Annotated in this window: 15 protein-coding genes; 4 read left to right on the forward strand and 11 right to left on the reverse strand. The window is 56.0% G+C overall.

The annotated features are described in order from the left end of the window. Positions 1-120: 120 nt before the first annotated feature. From ACR0MO_RS18885 to ACR0MO_RS18910, 6 genes are all read right to left on the reverse strand, one after another. Positions 121-1,254, reverse strand: coding sequence for a Gfo/Idh/MocA family protein (locus ACR0MO_RS18885; RefSeq protein WP_480892773.1), 1,134 nt, complete (start codon positions 1,252-1,254; stop codon positions 121-123). 12 nt (positions 1,255-1,266) lie between these two features. Further along, complete coding sequence (locus ACR0MO_RS18890) at positions 1,267-2,007, reverse strand: sugar phosphate isomerase/epimerase family protein (RefSeq protein ID WP_480892776.1); 741 nt, start codon at positions 2,005-2,007, stop codon at positions 1,267-1,269. A gap of 64 nt (positions 2,008-2,071) precedes the next feature. Further along, positions 2,072-3,151 (reverse strand): ABC transporter ATP-binding protein, encoded by a 1,080-nt coding sequence (locus ACR0MO_RS18895; RefSeq protein WP_480892778.1) that lies wholly within the window; start codon positions 3,149-3,151, stop codon positions 2,072-2,074. A gap of 5 nt (positions 3,152-3,156) precedes the next feature. Beyond that, positions 3,157-4,062 carry a carbohydrate ABC transporter permease gene (locus ACR0MO_RS18900; protein WP_480892781.1) on the reverse strand — a complete coding sequence of 302 codons (906 nt, stop codon included), beginning with the start codon at positions 4,060-4,062 and terminating at the stop codon, positions 3,157-3,159. Then, entirely contained in the window at positions 4,055-4,945 is an 891-nt protein-coding gene (locus ACR0MO_RS18905; RefSeq protein ID WP_480892783.1) for a carbohydrate ABC transporter permease, read from the reverse strand. The genes ACR0MO_RS18900 and ACR0MO_RS18905 overlap by 8 nt, the downstream gene beginning before the upstream one ends. A gap of 79 nt (positions 4,946-5,024) precedes the next feature. Beyond that, positions 5,025-6,251, reverse strand: coding sequence for an ABC transporter substrate-binding protein (locus ACR0MO_RS18910; protein ID WP_480892786.1), 1,227 nt, complete (start codon positions 6,249-6,251; stop codon positions 5,025-5,027). Between the two features lie 174 nt (positions 6,252-6,425). On the opposite strand from ACR0MO_RS18910, the gene ACR0MO_RS18915 reads away from it, so the two are divergent. The 4 genes from ACR0MO_RS18915 to ACR0MO_RS18930 all read left to right on the forward strand — a co-directional run bounded on the left by ACR0MO_RS18915 (position 6,426) and on the right by ACR0MO_RS18930 (position 10,096). Further along, positions 6,426-7,478, forward strand: coding sequence for a LacI family transcriptional regulator (locus ACR0MO_RS18915; protein ID WP_480530623.1), 1,053 nt, complete (start codon positions 6,426-6,428; stop codon positions 7,476-7,478). Between the two features lie 23 nt (positions 7,479-7,501). Further along, on the forward strand, positions 7,502-8,566 hold the full coding sequence (locus tag ACR0MO_RS18920; protein WP_480892789.1) for a sugar phosphate isomerase/epimerase family protein: 1,065 nt from the start codon (positions 7,502-7,504) through the stop codon (positions 8,564-8,566). Further along, a complete protein-coding gene (locus tag ACR0MO_RS18925; RefSeq protein WP_480892792.1) occupies positions 8,554-9,672 on the forward strand; it encodes a Gfo/Idh/MocA family protein in 1,119 nt (372 codons plus the stop codon). The genes ACR0MO_RS18920 and ACR0MO_RS18925 overlap by 13 nt, the downstream gene beginning before the upstream one ends. Before the next feature lie 277 nt (positions 9,673-9,949). Then, positions 9,950-10,096 carry a (2Fe-2S)-binding protein gene (locus tag ACR0MO_RS18930; protein ID WP_480892795.1) on the forward strand — a complete coding sequence of 49 codons (147 nt, stop codon included), beginning with the start codon at positions 9,950-9,952 and terminating at the stop codon, positions 10,094-10,096. 589 nt (positions 10,097-10,685) lie between these two features. Here ACR0MO_RS18930 and ACR0MO_RS18935 read toward each other — a convergent pair. From ACR0MO_RS18935 to urtB, 5 genes are all read right to left on the reverse strand, one after another. Continuing rightward, complete coding sequence (locus tag ACR0MO_RS18935; protein WP_480892799.1) at positions 10,686-12,275, reverse strand: solute:sodium symporter family transporter; 1,590 nt, start codon at positions 12,273-12,275, stop codon at positions 10,686-10,688. 774 nt (positions 12,276-13,049) lie between these two features. Then, a complete protein-coding gene (gene urtE / locus ACR0MO_RS18940) occupies positions 13,050-13,745 on the reverse strand; it encodes an urea ABC transporter ATP-binding subunit UrtE (protein ID WP_480892801.1) in 696 nt (231 codons plus the stop codon). A 3-nt stretch (positions 13,746-13,748) separates the two neighbouring features. Next, entirely contained in the window at positions 13,749-14,489 is a 741-nt protein-coding gene (urtD, locus tag ACR0MO_RS18945; RefSeq protein WP_046210419.1) for an urea ABC transporter ATP-binding protein UrtD, read from the reverse strand. Next, complete coding sequence (urtC, locus tag ACR0MO_RS18950; RefSeq protein ID WP_480892805.1) at positions 14,486-15,715, reverse strand: urea ABC transporter permease subunit UrtC; 1,230 nt, start codon at positions 15,713-15,715, stop codon at positions 14,486-14,488. The genes urtD and urtC overlap by 4 nt, the downstream gene beginning before the upstream one ends. A gap of 3 nt (positions 15,716-15,718) precedes the next feature. After that, positions 15,719-17,671: an urea ABC transporter permease subunit UrtB gene (gene urtB, locus ACR0MO_RS18955; RefSeq protein ID WP_480892807.1), complete on the reverse strand. Its 1,953-nt coding sequence runs from the start codon at positions 17,669-17,671 to the stop codon at positions 15,719-15,721. Between the last annotated feature and the right edge of the window lie 17 nt (positions 17,672-17,688).

A 17,688-nucleotide genomic window follows, 5' to 3' on the forward strand; every position in this document is an offset into this window, starting at 1 on the left:
TTTCTTTCTCATCTCCACTCCTTGGCGGTTACGATGAGCCAGAAACCCTCTCTTATCAAATCGCCCTAAACTGTCCCATTGGTGCTGACGTCAGACAGCGACAGAACCATAGGAGGCAACTCAAATGAGTAGAGCGCGGGCTTGATCCGGGAGCAACGCATCCGGACGTTCGCAAGAGGTGACTATATCGACCCAGCGTCGTTCTTCAGCCGACTGTAGGATTGCGGTCATTATCTCGACCACGTGAGTCGCTAGTTCCAAGCTGCAACGATGCGGCCTTCCCGTGGCGACGGCAGCGGCCATATCCGCAAGTCCTGCACAGCGGTAGTTGGCACGGTCATTCCCTTGCCCGTCCTTGGCATTGGGGATCTCAAATGCATGATTGCGAGACGCAATAGCGGTGGCATCGCCGTCCTGCTTGGCTAGATAAACCTCACCCCCAAAGAAATTTGGATCAGGAAGGTACAGCGAACCATCAGTTCCATAGAGCTCCATATTCTCATGGCGATGGGCGCAAACATCCCAACTTGCGCCAAGGGTGATCAGCGCGCCGTTTTCGAATTCAAGCACGGCGTGAATATTGGTTGGCGTGTCCACAGGCACGGTTTCGCCATCGCGTGGGCCATTGCCGATGGTGCGGGTCGGAAAGCTGGCCGAAGCCATGGCTGTCACCGCTTTCACCGGCCCGATAAGTTGCACCAGGCTGGTCACATAATAGGGACCGAGGTCAAGAATGGGTCCGCCACCGGGCTGGAAAAAGAAGTCCGGATTGGGGTGCCAAGCCTCCATTCCGCGCGACATTACGTGACAGGTACCACCGATGATATCCCCGACCAGATTTTCGTCAATGGCTGCACGAGCGAGTTGATGGGCACCGCCCAGGAAGGTGTCCGGCGCCGATCCTACGCGCAGACCTTTTTCCGCCGCCAGGCTCCGCAGTGCTTCGCCCTCTTCAAGGGTCAGCACGAAGGGCTTTTCGGAATAGGCGTGTTTGCCTGCCTCCAAAATCCGTTTGGTCACATCGAAATGTGCCGCCGGGATCGTCAGGTTGACGATGATCTCAATGTCATCAGCAGACAGCAGATCGTCACTCGTATCGGCGCGGACGGAATACTCTTCGGCCCGTGCCTTGGCGGCATCCATGTTCAGGTCGGCAACCGCCCGGACCTCAAGCGCCTCAAAAAGTGGCGCGAGCTTGAGGTAAGAGGTCGAGATATTTCCGCAGCCGATGATGCCGACACCAACAGTCTTCATGTCTGCGATCCCTCAAAATGCCTGAACAGTGGCCAGCGAGCGGGTCGCCATGCGGACGTGGTCATTGGGGTTGTCATGCTCGATGACATAACGCTCGACCCCGGCGGCATCCATCGCCTGCTTGATCGCGGGCCAGTCCATGATGCCGTGACCAACATCGGCCCAGCCGCTCTCATCGGCATTTTCACCTTCGGGCGCACGGTCCTTGACGTGCACGGTGGTGATGCGGTCAGCATATTTCGCTAACCATTCCGCTGGGTTGTGCCCAGCCACTTTGACCCAGGCCAAATCCAGCTCAAGCATGATGTCGTCCGAAGCGGCGGCGATGATATCCAGCGGGATCTGCCCGTCGACAGGAACAAACTCGAAATCGTGGTTGTGCCAGCCGAACTCAAACCCAGCGGCGGTGATCGGTTCGCCGGCTTTGGCCAGACGCGTGGCAAATTCCTGCCAACCAGCCAGAGTTGTCGGGCGTTCGGCCGGCGGAATGAAGGGCACGATCACCGTCTTGATTCCTAGGGTCTTGGCAATCTCGATGGCTTTTTGCGGTTCGTGCTCCACGAGATCGGGCGCGAAATGGCCCGTCGGCATGGTCATGCCATGGGTCTCGAGCAAGGCTTTGGTCTTGACCAGGTCTTCATAGTAAGGGCCAACACCTTCGACCTCATTGACGCCCAATTCGGCGAGCATCTTGAAGGTCTCTTCAACGTCCCAATTGCGGGAGGAATAAAGCTGATAGGATATAGACGGCATGATCTGTCCTTTAAGATCAAGTTGAGAGGATGGCTTCGGCCCGTTTTCTGGATTGGAAAGTGGCTTAGAGACGCAATTCCGATTGAATATCAAAGAGCGAGGATTGTGACAGGTCGAAACCAAGTCGCAGTTTCTCACCGACCTTCACATCGGCCTGCCCCTCCATGCGCACGCGGAAATGGTTGCCCGCAACAACACAATCCACCAGCTTGTCTGAGCCAGTTGGTTCAATCAGGTCGATATCCACATCGATCAGATAGGGCGCGTTCTGCACAAGCTCTCCGGTGACCACATGTTCGGGGCGGATGCCCAAGGTCGCAGGGCCTTCGATCGAACCCTCCGAAGAGAATTCGTAGCCGGACAGCGGGATCTTCTGCTCGCCCACTTCGAAGTGACCGTCCTTGATCTGGCCATCCATGAAATTCATTGACGGCGATCCGATGAAGCCCGCCACATATTTGTTGACCGGGCGGCTGTAGATTTCATCAGGGGACGACAGCTGCATGATCTGACCGCCCCGCATGATCGCGATCCGATCGGCCAGCGTCATCGCTTCGATCTGGTCGTGGGTGACGTAGATCATGGTGTTTTCGAGGTTCTGGTGCAGGCGCTTGATTTCGACCCTCAGATCCGCGCGTAGTTTCGCATCGAGGTTCGACAACGGCTCGTCAAACAAAAAAACATCGACGTCGCGCACCAACGCACGCCCGATGGCCACACGCTGACGCTGACCACCGGACAGGGCGGCAGGTTTGCGTTTCAAAAGCGGCTCGATTTGCAGGATTTCCGAGGCGCGTTTGATCCGCTCGGCGATCTCAGCCTTTGGCAGGCCCGCATTCTTAAGGCCGAAGGACAGGTTCCCCTCGACCGTCATCTGCGGGTAGAGCGCATAGGACTGGAACACCATGCCGATGCCACGTTCGGACGGCTCGGCCCAAGTAACGTTCTGACCGTTTATGTGGATCTGCCCAGCGGAGATATCCAGCAGGCCTGCAATACAGTTCAACAGGGTGGACTTGCCGCAACCGGACGAGCCCAGGAGCACCAGGAATTCGCCCTTTCCGATATCGAGATTGAGGTCTTTGAGGACTTCAACCGATCCAAACCGCAGGTCGAGATTTTTTATTTCTACTGAATTTTCCATGATGTTCAGCCTTTCACCGCGCCGGCGGCGATGCCGCGCACAAAGAGTCTTCCCGAGACGAAATATATGGTCAGTGGCACCAATCCGGTGAGGATCGTGGCGGCCATATTGACGTTGTATTCCTTCACGCCTTGGGTCGTGTTGACGATATTGTTCAGCGACACAGTCATCGGATAGCTTTCCGGGCCGGTGTAGACGACGCCGAACAGGAAGTCGTTCCAGATGCCTGTCACTTGCAGGATCATCGCAACCGTGAAGATCGGCAGGGACATGGGCACCATGATGCGGAAATAGATGCCCCAGAAGCCCGCCCCGTCGACGCGTGCAGCCTTGAACAGCTCTTCAGGCAGCGACGTGAAATAGTTGCGGAACAGCAGCGTCAGGATCGGCATCCCGAAGATCGTGTGAACAATGACCAACCCCGATAACGATCCGTATAGGCCAATCTCGCGCAGCATGATCACAATCGGATAGAGCATCACCTGATAGGGGATGAAGGCACCAAAGATCAGGATGGTGAAGAACAAATCCGCGCCTTTGAACTTCCAGTTGGCCAAAGCGTAGCCGTTCACCGATGCGATGATGATCGACAGGATCACCGAGGGGATCGTGATCTGGACCGAATTCCAGAACCCAGTACTGAGACCGTTACAGGTCAGACCGGTACAAGCCTCGGACCAGGCTTTGACCCAGGGCTGAAAAGTCACCTCCATCGGCGGGGCAAAGATATTGCCCATCCGGATTTCCGGCATGCCTTTCAGCGACGTCACGATCATGATGTAGAGCGGCAGAGCGTAGTAGGCAGCCACTACAAAGAGCGTGCCGTAGAGAAAGATATTGCGCCGTGAGAAGGCCTTTTGCGGTTTTGGCCCATGTGGGTCGGTGAAAGCGGAAGCGGAAGTATCAGCCACGGTTCTTGCCTCCAAACTCGAGGATAGCCCAGGGGATCACGATGATTGCGACCGTCACCAACATCATGGTCGAGGCAGCAAAGCCCTGACCCAAATTGTTGGCCTGGAACATCATGTCATAGACGTATTTGGCGGGAACTTCGGTGGCGATGCCCGGACCCCCGCCCGTTTGCGCCACGATCAGGTCATAGAGTTTCACAATGCCCGTCACCACCAGTACAAGGGTCGTGATAAAGACCGGGCGCATCATCGGGATGACAATGAAGATATAAGTTTTCCAGGCGGGGATACCGTCGACACGGGCGGCCTTCCAGACCTCTTGATCGATACCGCGAAGACCGGCGAGCATCAGCACCATAACGAGCCCGCTTCCCTGCCAGAGGCCAGCAATGAGCACGCCGTAAATCGCGATATCGGCCGTATAGAGCGGGTCGAAGGTGAAGCTTTCCCAACCCAGACCACGCACGATACTTTGCACGCCGAATTCCGGGTTCAGAATCCATTGCCAGACCAGACCGGTGACAACGAAGCTGAGCGCATATGGGTAAAGAATAATGGTCCGAATGGTATTCTCAAATCGGATCTTTTGGTCAATCAGCGCAGCCAGAATGAAGCCGATCACAAACATCAGAACCAGCATACAGAAGCCATAGATGGCAAGATTCTCGATTGAAACCAGCCATTTACGTGTTGTCCAAAGCCGCTCATACTGGTCAAGGCCAACCCAATTCAAGCGCGGCAAAAGCCCTGAATCGGTAAAACTGTAAACAACCGTCCACACGGTTCCGCCAACAAAGACAAAGAGTGCGGTCAACACCATTGGTATTGCTGCAATCTTTGCTGATTTGTTCCGGAACAGCTGGTTTGGGCGCGTCGAAGTCATCGCCTATCTCCCTGCTGAAAGCCCGACAATCAAAGTGGATGGGTTAGCCCGTTCGAAAACGCGCCAACCACAGAGTGGCTTAGTTTGCGCGTTCAATAATGCGCACGAAATCGGCGTGTGCATCTTCCGGGGAGTAGGAAGGATCGGCAAAGAACTGCACCATAAGATCGTCGATCTGAGATTTGGTGTCAGGGGTCACTAGCATGTTGAAGTCCGGCAGAAGTGCGCCATCCGCAAGCAAGGCCAGACCCTGCTGCATGCAGTCATTGGCCGCTTCGAGGTCGATATCACCCCGGACCGGCAACGAGCCTTTCGCTAGGTTAAAGCTCACCTGAGTTTCAGGCTTGAGAAGCAGGGCTGCGAGTTCGGCTTGGGCCGCCGATAACTCCGCGTCGTCGAGCACGGGGAAGTAGAATGCGTCACCGCCCGTTGATAGACGCGGGTTTACGCCAAGACCAGGCAAGCAGCTATAGTCTTCACCGGCAACCTGACCGGCAACCGCGAATTCACCTTGTGCCCAATCACCCATGATCTGGCCACCAGCCTTGCCCGTGATCAGCATGTTGGTGGCGTCGTTCCAGTTCTGGACGTTGGAGTTAGCAGCCATATCCCGCGCGGACGCGGCGGCGGCGAACACGGATGCCACGTCTTCGCCCGCGGCAATCTCGATGTTCTTGTCGCCATAAACGCTGGTGAATACGTCGCTTGGCGGCAAGCTTGCCATGAAGACATTGAATGCGCCGGCCTGCTGCCAGCCCTGCTGACCTATGGCCATCGGGATTTTCCCGGCAGCCTCAAGAGCGTCTGAAGCGGCAACGAATTCATTCCAATTGGTCGGTACCGCAACACCGGCGTCTTCAAAAGCACCATGGCTTACCCAGAGCCACTGCCAGGAGTGGATGTTTACCGGGGCGCAATAGACGCGCCCGTCGACGGTGCAGGCTTCCAGCAAGCTGGGAGGGTTCACAAGGTCAAGCCAACCTTCGGCCTCGGCGATGTCGGTGATGTCTCGCAGCAGCCCTGCTTCGATCAGCTCTTCGGCCTGACGGCCGTGGTTGAACTGGAACGCGCCCATTGGGTCGCCACCTGTCAGGCGGCTCACCATAACAGCGCGCGCGGCGTCGCCTCCAGCGATCGCGCCGTCAACCCAAGTATTGCCCGTGGCATTAAAGGCATCGGCGAACTGCTGGACTGCTACGGCCTCACCGCCCGACGTCCACCAGTGCATAACTTCAAGCTCAGCGGCAGAAGCGCTGGATGCGGCGACAATCGCCGTTGCTGACATCAGCATTTTAGTCCGGTTCATGGTTTCCTCCCACCTATAACGATATAGTTTTTCTCCTATAACGTTATAGTTTCTCCTTGCAAGTGTTTTTTTGTACGCTTTATTATTGGGGTGCGACCTTTCGCAGACGGAGGCGAAGCAAGAATTGCTGAATAGGTTCAGGCCTGTCTAAGCAATGTTCTGAGGTGTAGGCTAATGAGACGAAGCGCAGATGTAATCGCTGGATTAAGCAAAAAAGAACTGTCGGCGCTGGTTCATCCAGGCGAGCGACCGACCCTGAAGACAATCTCGCGAATCAGCGGTTTGGCCGTCGCAACGGTCTCACGCGCGTTGGGGGATGCTCCGGATATCGGCAGCGACACCAAAGAGCTTGTACGCAAAATCGCCGATGCGGTGGGCTATGTCCCAAACCGAGCCGGGGTCCGCCTCCGGACAGGACGAACAAATGTTGTCACCCTCGTCGTGCCCGCGGAGGGCGACGTCATCAGCAGCGCAACTCGCCTTACGAGTTCAATCGCACTCGAGTTGCGTGGGACACAGTTTCACCTGAACGTGTTGCCATGGTTTCCAGACGAAGATTCGTTGCGGCCGATCAAGTACATCGTCGAAACGCGGTCAGCCGATGCGGTAATCTTCAATATGGTCGAACCAGAAGACCAGCGCGTCGCGTATTTGATGGAACGCAAGTTTCCATTTGCGACGCACGGGCGTTCGAAGTGGTGCGCCGATCACGCCTATTCCGACTACGACAACGCTGCATTCATGCGCATCGCTCTAAACCGTCTTGCAGAGCGTGGACGCAGAAACATCCACGCAATTCTACCACCCCTGCATCAGGCCTATGCCACGGACATGAAGCGCAGCCTGATTGAAACCGCACCTCATCTGAATCTGAGCTATCGAATTGCCGAGAGGGTCTCCAGCGACGATTCTTCCGACGACATCCGGCATTGGCTGCTGAACAGGTTTGAAAAGTCACCAGATATTGATGCTGTTGTCTGCGCTTCCCCCAAAGTGGCCATCGCGACCATCGGTGTTCTCGAAGGCCTAGGGCGCAAGCTGGGCAAGGATATCGACGTGTATTCGAAAGAAACCGTGCCGTTGCTGAAGACATTCCGCGACGACATCCTCGTCGAAACTGAGGATGTCGGGAAGACGGGCCAGTTCCTCGCAAAGGCTGTCATGCAGCAACTGATCGCACCCGATGAGCCGTTGATGCAAAGGCTGCACGTTCCTCCTGAACACTAACAATCCATCGCAAGGAGAAAACGATGGCAACTCAAATCAAGGGGCCAGCCCTTTTTCTGGCCCAATTCGCGGGCAATGAAGCGCCCTTCGACTCCCTGGCCGGGATCACCCGCTGGGCCGCGGGGTTGGGCTACAAGGGCGTGCAGATCCCGACCTTCGACGCACGCCTGTTTGACCTTGAACAGGCAGCGACCAGCCAGACCTATTGCGACGAGATTAAAGGGATTTGCGCGGACGCGGGGGTCGAGATCACCGAACTGTCGACCCATCTTCAGGGCCAATTGGTGGCCGTGAACCCCGCCTATGACGAAGCCTTTGACGCCTTCGCGCCTAAGGTCGTGCATGGTAATCCCAAGACGCGGCAGGAATGGGCCGTGGATCAGATGATGAAGGCCGCCGTCGCCTCCGAACGGCTTGGCCTCATGCACACGGTCAGTTTCACAGGATCGCTGGCGTTCCCTTATCTCTATCCCTGGCCGCAGCGCCCCGCCGGGTTGATCGAGGAGGCTTTTGCCGAGCTTGGCCGCCGCTGGACCCCGATCCTGAACCACTACAAGGATCACGGGCAGGATATCGGCTTTGAAATTCATCCCGGCGAAGATGTCTTCGATGGCGCCACGTTTGAGATGTTTGTCGATGCATGTGACGGCCATGACGCGGCGATGATCAACTACGACCCCTCGCATTTCCTGCTGCAACAGCTCGATTATCTGGCCTTCATCGACATCTATCACGACCGCATCAATGCGTTCCACGTGAAGGATGCCGAGTTTAACCCAACCGGACGTCAGGGTGTCTATTCCGGTTATCAGGGTTGGACCGACCGCGCCGGGCGCTTCCGGTCTCTTGGGGATGGCCAGGTCGATTTTGCCGGGATTTTCTCAAAGCTCACGCATTATGGCTACGACAGCTGGGCCGTTCTTGAATGGGAATGCTGCATCAAGTCACCGGAACAAGGCGCAGCCGAAGGGGCACCCTTTATCGAAAAACACTTGATCGAAGTGACCGGCAAAGCCTTTGACGACTTCGCCGGAGCAGAGCGTGACGATGCGCAAATCAAACGGATGCTAGGAATATGCAAAAGCTAAAACTTGGAATGGTCGGCGGCGGCCAAGGCGCGTTCATTGGCGGTGTCCACCGCATCGCCGCGCGTATCGATGGCAAGTGGGATCTGGTCGCGGGCGCGTTGTCATCCAACCCCGAACGCGCGGCGACCTCGGCTGTGGAGCTGGGCATCGCGCCGGAGCGGTCTTACGACAGTTTCGAAGTCATGGCCCAGCAGGAAGCTGCACGTGAAGACGGGATTGATGCAGTTGCGATTGTGACGCCAAACCATATGCATGCAAGCCCGACGATCGCGTTTTTGAATGCTGGGATTAACGTGATCTGTGACAAACCCCTTGCCGCGACACAGGAAGATGCTGAGGCAATCAAAGCTGCCGTGGACACTTCAAATGCAAAATTCATCCTCACTCATAATTACACAGGTTACCCTCTCATGCGGCAAGCCCGAGAGATGATTGTACGTGGAGATCTGGGGAAAATACGTGTGGTTCAGGCTGAATATGCCCAGGATTGGCTTACTGAGGACGCCCAGAACAAACAAGCCGACTGGCGCACTGATCCATATCGCTCTGGGGCCGGCGCAATCGGTGATATCGGCACGCATGCCTTCAATCTGCTCTCTTTCGTATCGGGGCTTGGTACGGAAGCGCTGTGCGCAGACCTGCATAGTTTCGTAGATGGGCGTAAGGTCGATGACAATGCCCACATCCTTTTACGTTTGGATGGTGGTGCCAAGGGTATGATTTGGGCCAGTCAAGTTGCCGTTGGTTGCGAAAATAGCCTGACATTGCGCATCTATGGCGATAAAGGCAGCATTGAGTGGAACCAAGAGAACCCAAATCAAATGAGTTTCACTAGGTTTGGGGCGGCCACACAAATCCTCACACGGGGCGGCTCTCATTTAGGCGAAGAAAAGGACCGTTGGACGCGCATCCCTCCTGGGCATCCCGAGGGGTATCTAGAGGGTTTCGCCAATCTCTACAATGACGCAGCCGATCTTATCAGCGGTTCTAGCGATGGGCTTCTCCTCCCTGGGATTGACGCTGCAATGAATGGCATGTGGTTTATCACAGCGTGTCAGACAAGCTCGAAAAATGACGCGTCTTGGGTGCGCAATAAACCAAAATAAGGCTGTAAGTGCTAAGAATAAGCTAAGTTGAAGCCATTGGGGAATATGTAGCGAAAGCCCGCTTCATCCTGTGTGGATGACGTCTGCTTTGCAAGGTCAAAATGCTCTGATTGCACAACTGGTCAGTACAGTTCAGTGTCCGGCCTTTGATCGCGGATGTCTTTGACAACTCTCTCTGCCGATGCTTTCTGTTTCCCGGATTTCATTCTCATCTCCACTCTCTGATGGTTACGATGAGCCTGAAATCCTCCGCTACGCAATCAACCTAGTCTGTTCCATGACCGATGTTGATAGTGTCGAAGATGCTCTTCAGGCTGGAACGAATTGCGGGTCCTGCCGGCCAGAATTGGCTGATTTGGTCACACAACAATCGAAATTGGTCCTTCACAAAACGAAGAACTGCCCGCAAAAACAATCAGCTTAGTCTCAGGATCGCGTTGAACAGGACTGCGGTCTTCCTCCAGCGGAAATAGGTTTGCTCAACAACTCCGATCTGTCTGATCGCATCAAGACGGGACATGCCTTGCCCTACCAAAACTTCAACCTGCCGTAACTTCGAGACAAGCTCTTCTGGCTTCGGTCTCTTGTTTGCCGTTCGTGGTTCATCGATTCCTAAACAAAACGGGGGTCCAGTTCAGTTGGGGAGGCTCACTGATCCTTCATGAGACAGCACAGTTCTGGCATGTTTATTCAACAATATTCATGCAGGATATATATATTAGTATATTGATAATATTGAATAAAATGCATATCTGCGTTGATGATTGAGCATTGGTAATGGCGGACATTGTTTTCTAGATAGGGGTTACCAACAACCCCTGGCCCAATAGGAGATGACATGAAAAACTCGAAACTCAAAACCATCCGCACCTTCTTCGCACAACTGGTCCGTGAAAAGTCCCTGACGGCGCCTCGTCTCAAAAATGCGCTCCGTTCTGAAAAATGACCGAAGCCTCAGAATCATGAACAGCCCCAAAAAATGGGGCCGTTCGCATTTTCACGCTGAAGATTAATCAGGTGAAGATGAAGTAGGTGGAAACCACGATCAACGTGATCAACGCGCCGACAGGTTTCGCATACGCCCAAGGCGTCATATCCACCGCGTGACTTTCACGAGAGACATAGGCCGGTTCCATCGGACGTGTCTTGCCAATCCACAGCATGATGCAAACATTCAGCACGAACAGGGCCGCCATAACGTGCAGGAAATGCGGATAGCTCTCTGCACCGACGATATTCTTGAGGCCGAACTGGCTGATGATGTAAAGGCCAACACCTGATGCAAGTCCGATTTTCGCCGCGATAGGCGGGACGCGCTTGGTAAATACACCAACCAGAATGATCGTCAGAATCGGGATCGAATAGCATCCGTTTACTTCTTGCAGATACCCAAACAGACCTTGCGGCGCATTTGCGATAAATGGTGCGATCGTCATAGAGGCAATTGCCAGGACAACGCCGAACTTTTTACCTGCTGAAACAGTTTGTCCATCTGTCGCATCAGGCTTGAAATGCTGCCGATAGATATCGACACCGAAAAGCGTGACCGAACTGTTGAGTGCCGAGTTGAAGGAACTCAAAACCGCGCCGAACAACACTGCGGCAAAGAACCCGCGCAGAGGGTAGGGAAGCACCTCGGTGACAAGCCGTGGATAAGCCTGGTCGCCGACTTCGAGATCATTGAACAGCTGGTATGCGATGATCCCTGGTAGCACCACGATGATCGGACCCAGGATCTTGAAAACACCGGCAAGCAGCAGGCCCTTTTGCCCTTCCTTGAGATCTTTTGCACCAAGCGCCCTTTGGATGATCGCCTGATTGGTTCCCCAGTAGAACAACTGAACCAGCATCATCCCTGTGAAGATGGTGGCAAAGGGAATCGACGATTCAGGGCCACCAACCGCGTCGAAGCGTTCCGGATTGGATTGGTACAGTGTCGAAATGCCAGCGGACAGGCTGCCCTCGCCTACCGCAAGGAGGCCGAAAAAGGGAACAAGCAATCCGCCAATAAACAGGCCAACGGCGTTGATCGTATCCGAGACCGCTACTGCCTTCAGACCGCCGAAAATCGCGTAGATAGACCCGATGATCCCCAACGCCCAAACCGTAAGCCAAAGGGCGATTGTGTCATTCACCCCCAACAGGTTCGGAACGTCGAACATAGTTGAAAGGGCAAGTGCACCCGAATACAGAACGATCGGCAGCAAGACGACGACATAGCCTGAAAGAAACAACAATGACGTGATGGTTTTCGTCTGAGAGTCGTAACGTTCTTCAAGAAAACTGGGAATCGTCGATATTCCAGATTTCAAGTAGCGTGGCAGCAGCACAAGTGCAGTCACAACCATTGCGATTGCGGCAAGTGTCTCCCATGCCATGACAAGCACACCTTCCGTATAGGCCTGTCCGGTTAAGCCAACAATCTGTTCAGTTGACAGATTTGTTAGCAGCAAAGAGCCACAAATGACGGGCGCAGTTAGCGATCGCCCCCCCAAAAAGTAGCCTTCTGAATGCTCTTCATCTGTCCCTCTCGTCCACAGATAGGACAAGATGGCAACCAGAGCGGTGAACCCGATGAATGCCAAAATGTTAAAAGCGCCCATGTCATTCTCCCACATATTTAGCCATGCAAGTTCGTAGTCGAACGTATGAACAGGGAATTTGTATCTTGATTTGGAATGAAAATTCTTGAGAGGAAGCTATCACACAGGTGAATTTGAAAGTTTTGGGTTAGGCCGTCCCAAAAGCCAACAAAGCGTTCTTTTGAATTCAAGAGCGCTCATTTGCAATCTCTCCTTTCTGTACTCACGCGGCTCTGGAAGCGACATAGCGCCAGTGCTTTCGATTCCAGAGTGGCGGCCTTTATCAAGCCGACAGCAGCCCTCGTAGGTAATGATGCAATAGCAGTATCCATTTGCCGCTCGACAGACGCTTACTCTAGACGTTCTGCGTTTTACACGAAGGGCAGAGCTGCGAGATGCGATTGCAGCATCAAAATGTTGCAATTTGGGTCGGCTTTGAGCAACCACGCGACTTTTCAAAGTACGCTGTCTGCGCATTGCTGTCATTTGGGCATCGCGCAGCATCGGTCAAAGTGGGCTCCTTCCAGACCTCGGAGCAGACGCAGAATAGGCCCCTGCCCGTATTCCCGGCCCATAAGAGACATTCGACGCGTTGGTGGCATTCTGTGGTCGCAGCCCACATTCCGGTCATCCGTTGCAAATGCAGAATCTGACACTGTTCGAACCCAACACAGCGTAACGAATCCACCGCTGCGATGTTGCATTAAAGTCCGCACTAGGTAGCTAGAGTTCTAAAGTACGCCCCGTAAAGCCTGAAGCTTCTCGCCGTTCAACGGGCTGGTTCCTTTATGAATGTCAAACCGTTACGCCTTGCAGAACCTGTTCCCGCGACAGCTCGTCCCGCGTGCCTTGCATCAAGACCGCGCCGCGCCGCAGGACGATGAACTTGTCGGCAAGATTATAAGCGAAATCGAAATACTGCTCGACCAGAATGGTGGCCATCTCTCCTTTGGTTCGGAGGTGGCGAATTACCTCGCCGATCTGCTGGATGATGTTGGGCTGAATGCCTTCGGTCGGTTCGTCCAGCAGCAAAAGCTGAGGCTTGGTGATCAGCGCCCGGGCAATAGCAAGTTGCTGTTGCTGGCCACCCGACAGATCACCCCCGCGTCGGCTCTGCATTTTCTTCAGCACCGGGAACATATCGAAGATCTCGTCCGGAACAAAATGTTCATTTGTTGGCAGGCAGACAAAGCCGGCCTCAAGGTTTTCGCGGACAGTCAACAGCGGGAAAATCTCGCGCCCCTGCGGCACGTAGGCCACGCCTTTCCACGCCATGCGATGGGCTGGCAGAGGTGGCAGGGCCTCACCGTTTAGTATCAGATCGCCGCCCGAGCGCGGATGCGTCCCCGAGATCGCCTTGATCAGGCTTGTTTTCCCCACGCCATTGGTGCCCATCACGCAGGTCACCTCTCCTCGCGCGGCCTCCAGCGAGATACCGTTGAGGATTTGCGAATGCCCGTAATGCAGGGTCAGATCGGTCAGATTCAGCATTGCTCAGCGCCCCAGATAGACATCGATGACGTCCTGATTTGATGTGACATGATCCAGCGAGCCCTCGGCCAGAACCGAGCCTTCATGCAGGACTGTGACCTTGCAATTGAGGCGGCGCACGAACTCCATGTCATGCTCTACCACAACAACGGCGCGGGTTTTGGCGGCCTGTACCAATAGATCGGTCGTGTGTTCGCGTTCTTGCGGGGTCATCCCGGCGGCGGGTTCATCAACCAGCAGAAGGCGGGGTTCCTGCGCCAGAAGCATACCGATCTCAAGCCATTGTTTTTGCCCGTGGCTGAGTTCGCCGGATTTGCGGGTCAACTCATCCTTCAGACCAATTTCAGAGGCTAGATCCGCGACCTTGTCCAGATCATCTGCTGAAGGCCGATAGAACAGCACGCCCAGCCAGCCGCGCTTGTTTTTCAGCGCCATCAGCAGGTTTTCCTGCACGGTTTGATCTTCGAACACGGTGGGTTTCTGGAACTTACGCCCGATGCCGGCTTGCGCGATCTTGGCTTCGCTCATTCGCAACAGGGAAACGGATTTCTCACCCCAGATCACGCGGCCTTCGTCGGGTCGGGTCTTGCCGGTGACGATATCCATAAAGGTGGTTTTGCCCGCCCCGTTCGGTCCGATCACCGCGCGCAGCTCGGCGTTGCCGATCTGGAAGGACAGGTTGTTGATGGCGCGGAACCCGTCGAAGGTAACCGACACACCGCTGACCTCTAGCAGAGTGCTCATTCCGTGGCCTCCTTTTCACGCAACGCGCTTTCATCAGGCCCCAGGGCCGCGCCGTGGCGCTGTGGTGCGCGGCGGTTGGTCCAGAGGTCGAACAGCCCTCCGATCCCTTGCGGAGCAAACAGCGTGACCAGCACGAAGGACACGCCCAGCAGCACCTGCCACCAGTCGACCCATTTGATCGTGTAGAACCCCAGCGGGATATCTGGTGCCTGCCCGCCCGTGAACCATGTGCTAAGCAGGCTGACGAACGCCGCGCCGATGACGGCGCCGTACAGGCGACCACGCCCGCCGATGGCGACCCAGACGGCCAGATATATCGAGGCGATCGGGGCCATCTCCTCGGGGTTGATGATGCCCGCCTGCGGATAATAGAGCGCCCCCGCTACGGCGGCGATACAGGCGGTCAGGGTGAAGACGGCTAGCTTGTAGACTTCGACCGAGTAGCCGAGGAACCGCACACGCGCCTCGTTGTCGCGGATGCCCCGGATGACCGAGCCAAACTTGCCTGACACCACCCATGCCGCCAGCATGTATCCCAGCCCCAATGCCAAAGCCGAGGCCCAGAGGAACCAGATCGACACCACATCCTGCGAAGCCGTGACACCCGGCAGGTTCTGCAAGCCCGACAGGCCGTTGTTGCCGCGCAAGCCGCTGTCGTTCTGAAACAGGTACAGCGCCAGCGCCAAGGTCATCGCTTGGGTCAAGATCGACAGGTACACGCCCGTCACCCGGCTGCGGAACGCCAGCCATCCGAAGATCAACGCCAACAGGCCCGGCACCAATATGACAAGTGCCAGTTGCAGCAACAGACTGTCTGAAAAGGCCCAGATCAGCGGGAAGTCCGACGATCCGACGACGCCGAAGATTTGCGTTCCGATGGCGTCCACCACCTCGGACGGGGTGGGCGGAATGTCGGCTTGCGACAGTGACTCGACCACGATCAAGCGGGTGCGTTCGTACATCAGCCACATGCCGATCATATAGCCGCCCAGCCCGAAAAAGGCGAAATGACCGAGAGAGAGGATACCCGTGAAGCCCCAGACCAGATCCATCGCCACAGCGATCAGGCACAGGCATAGGGTCTTGCCCAGCGTTTTGACAAAGCTGGTCGAGATCACGCCGATCCCGAACCCTTCGGGCAGGACGGTAACGCCCAAGGTGAACAGGGACAGGATGGCCAGAAAGACCAGCACCGAGGGGTTTTTGGCAACAAAGCTGCGGTCCATGGCTCAATCCCCCGCCGCGCGGCCTTTGAGGGCGATGATGCCCCTTGGCCGGAACTGGATGAAAATGATGATGAAGATGATCATGTAGGTTTGGGCCGCGAGGGTGTTCGAGGGGGTCATCCACTCAATCCCCTTTTGCAGGAAGCCGATCATGCCTGCCCCCGCCAGCGCGCCCCAGATATTGCCTACACCGCCGACAACCACAGTCATGAAGCTCTGCACGATATAGTCGCTGCCCAGATCGGACGTGACCTTGGCGAACAGTCCAATTGCAACTCCGGCGATCCCGGCGATGCCCGAACCCAGCCCGAAGGTCAGCATATTCACCCGCCCTGGATTGATGCCCATCGATCCGGCCATACGCGGGTTCTGCGTCACTGCGCGCATCTCAAGCCCCAACCGGGTGCGTTTCATGATGTACAAAAACAGCCCCAGAAAGATCATCGCCAGCATAAAGATCGCGATACGGATATAGCTGATCGAGACCACGTCGTTCAGCACCCAAGCGCCGTCCAGCCAGCCGGGCGCGGTCAGCGGCCTTGCCTGCGTGCCGAAGATGTTCTTGGCCAGTTGTTGCAGCGCAATCGAGATACCGAAGGTCGCCAACAGAGTCTCAAGTGGACGCGAATACAGCCAGCGGATCACCAGCCGCTCCATCGCGACGCCCATGGCGAAGGTGACGGCAAAGGCCATCGGGATCGCGACGATGATCGACAGCGTGTGGTCGGGGATAAATTGCTGCACCACATAGCCGGTGTATGCGCCCATCATGATGAACTCACCATGGGCCATGTTGATGACGCCCATCACGCCGAAGGTGATCGCCAGGCCGATGGCGGCGAGGAAATAGATCGACGCCAGAGAAATCGCGTCCAGCGTCAGGTCGAGGGTCTGGTTCAGGCCGACCTTCAACTCAATCTGCTCCAATGCATGCGCGGCGGCGGCGGTCACGTCGGGTGAAGGCTCCGCGTAGGTATCAAAGAACACATGCGCGGCAAGTGCTGCATCGATGTCGGCTTGCGTGATCAAGGCCGGGACGGCCCCAGCCTCAGCCAATGCCTCATACGCCTGCGCGCGGGCAGCGGCGGAGCTCAGTTGCGCAACCGGAACACCCCCCACGCGACCTCGGTCGATATTGGCGGCCAGAGCGGCGCGAATGTCGTCTGCCGAAACACGCGGTGCGGCCAGATCGCTGGCAACCAGCAGATCATAAGCCACATCGCGCGACAGGTCATCCGAGTCGGGTTGCAGCACGGCGGCGATATTCATGTCCGAGGGCAGCGTGGCAGCGGCCTGTCGTTTGGTCACTACCAAAGGGTTCAGGGCCGCGCGAACATCGACGCCCAGATCGTCGGACATCTCTTCAATCGCAGCCACACGCGCGCCGGTATCGGTGTCATACCCAATGGTCAACAACCGTTCCAACCGCTGCTTCTGCGCCTTCAAATCCGCATCGGGTTCGTCGTCAATTGACGCACGAAGTGGTTCCAACAATACCCTCTCGGGATCGCGTTGGATGGATTGCAACGCAGCCTGTCGCCGAGCGCGATCTGGATCGGTCAACTGGAACTGCACCAAAGCCGTTCCGATCATCGCGCGGATACCGCTATTGGGTTTCAACTGTTTCAGGTCGGATTTCTCAAACGTCCCGACGACCTCTCCGGTATCGAAATCGGTCAGTTCATACGACCGCCCCTCGGCTTTTTTCCCGGCAAAGAACAGGCCGTCGGACTTGCGCATCCACACGTCCTTGGCGGCCCATGTCTCAAGCATCACCTGCGCCTGTGGCAACCCGCTGCTGGCAATCGCGTCAATCGCCGGTTTGATCGTCTTGCGTGAGCTTTTGGCGATGATCTCCTGATGTTCTTTCAGGATCGGTTGCAGATCGGCCTCTTGCGCGTTGGCAGTCAGGCAGGCGCACAGGATTGCGAGGCCCGCAAGGTATAGTCGTAACATTTGATGAAACCCGAGAT

The organism is Ruegeria sp. K5 (genome assembly GCF_056531805.1).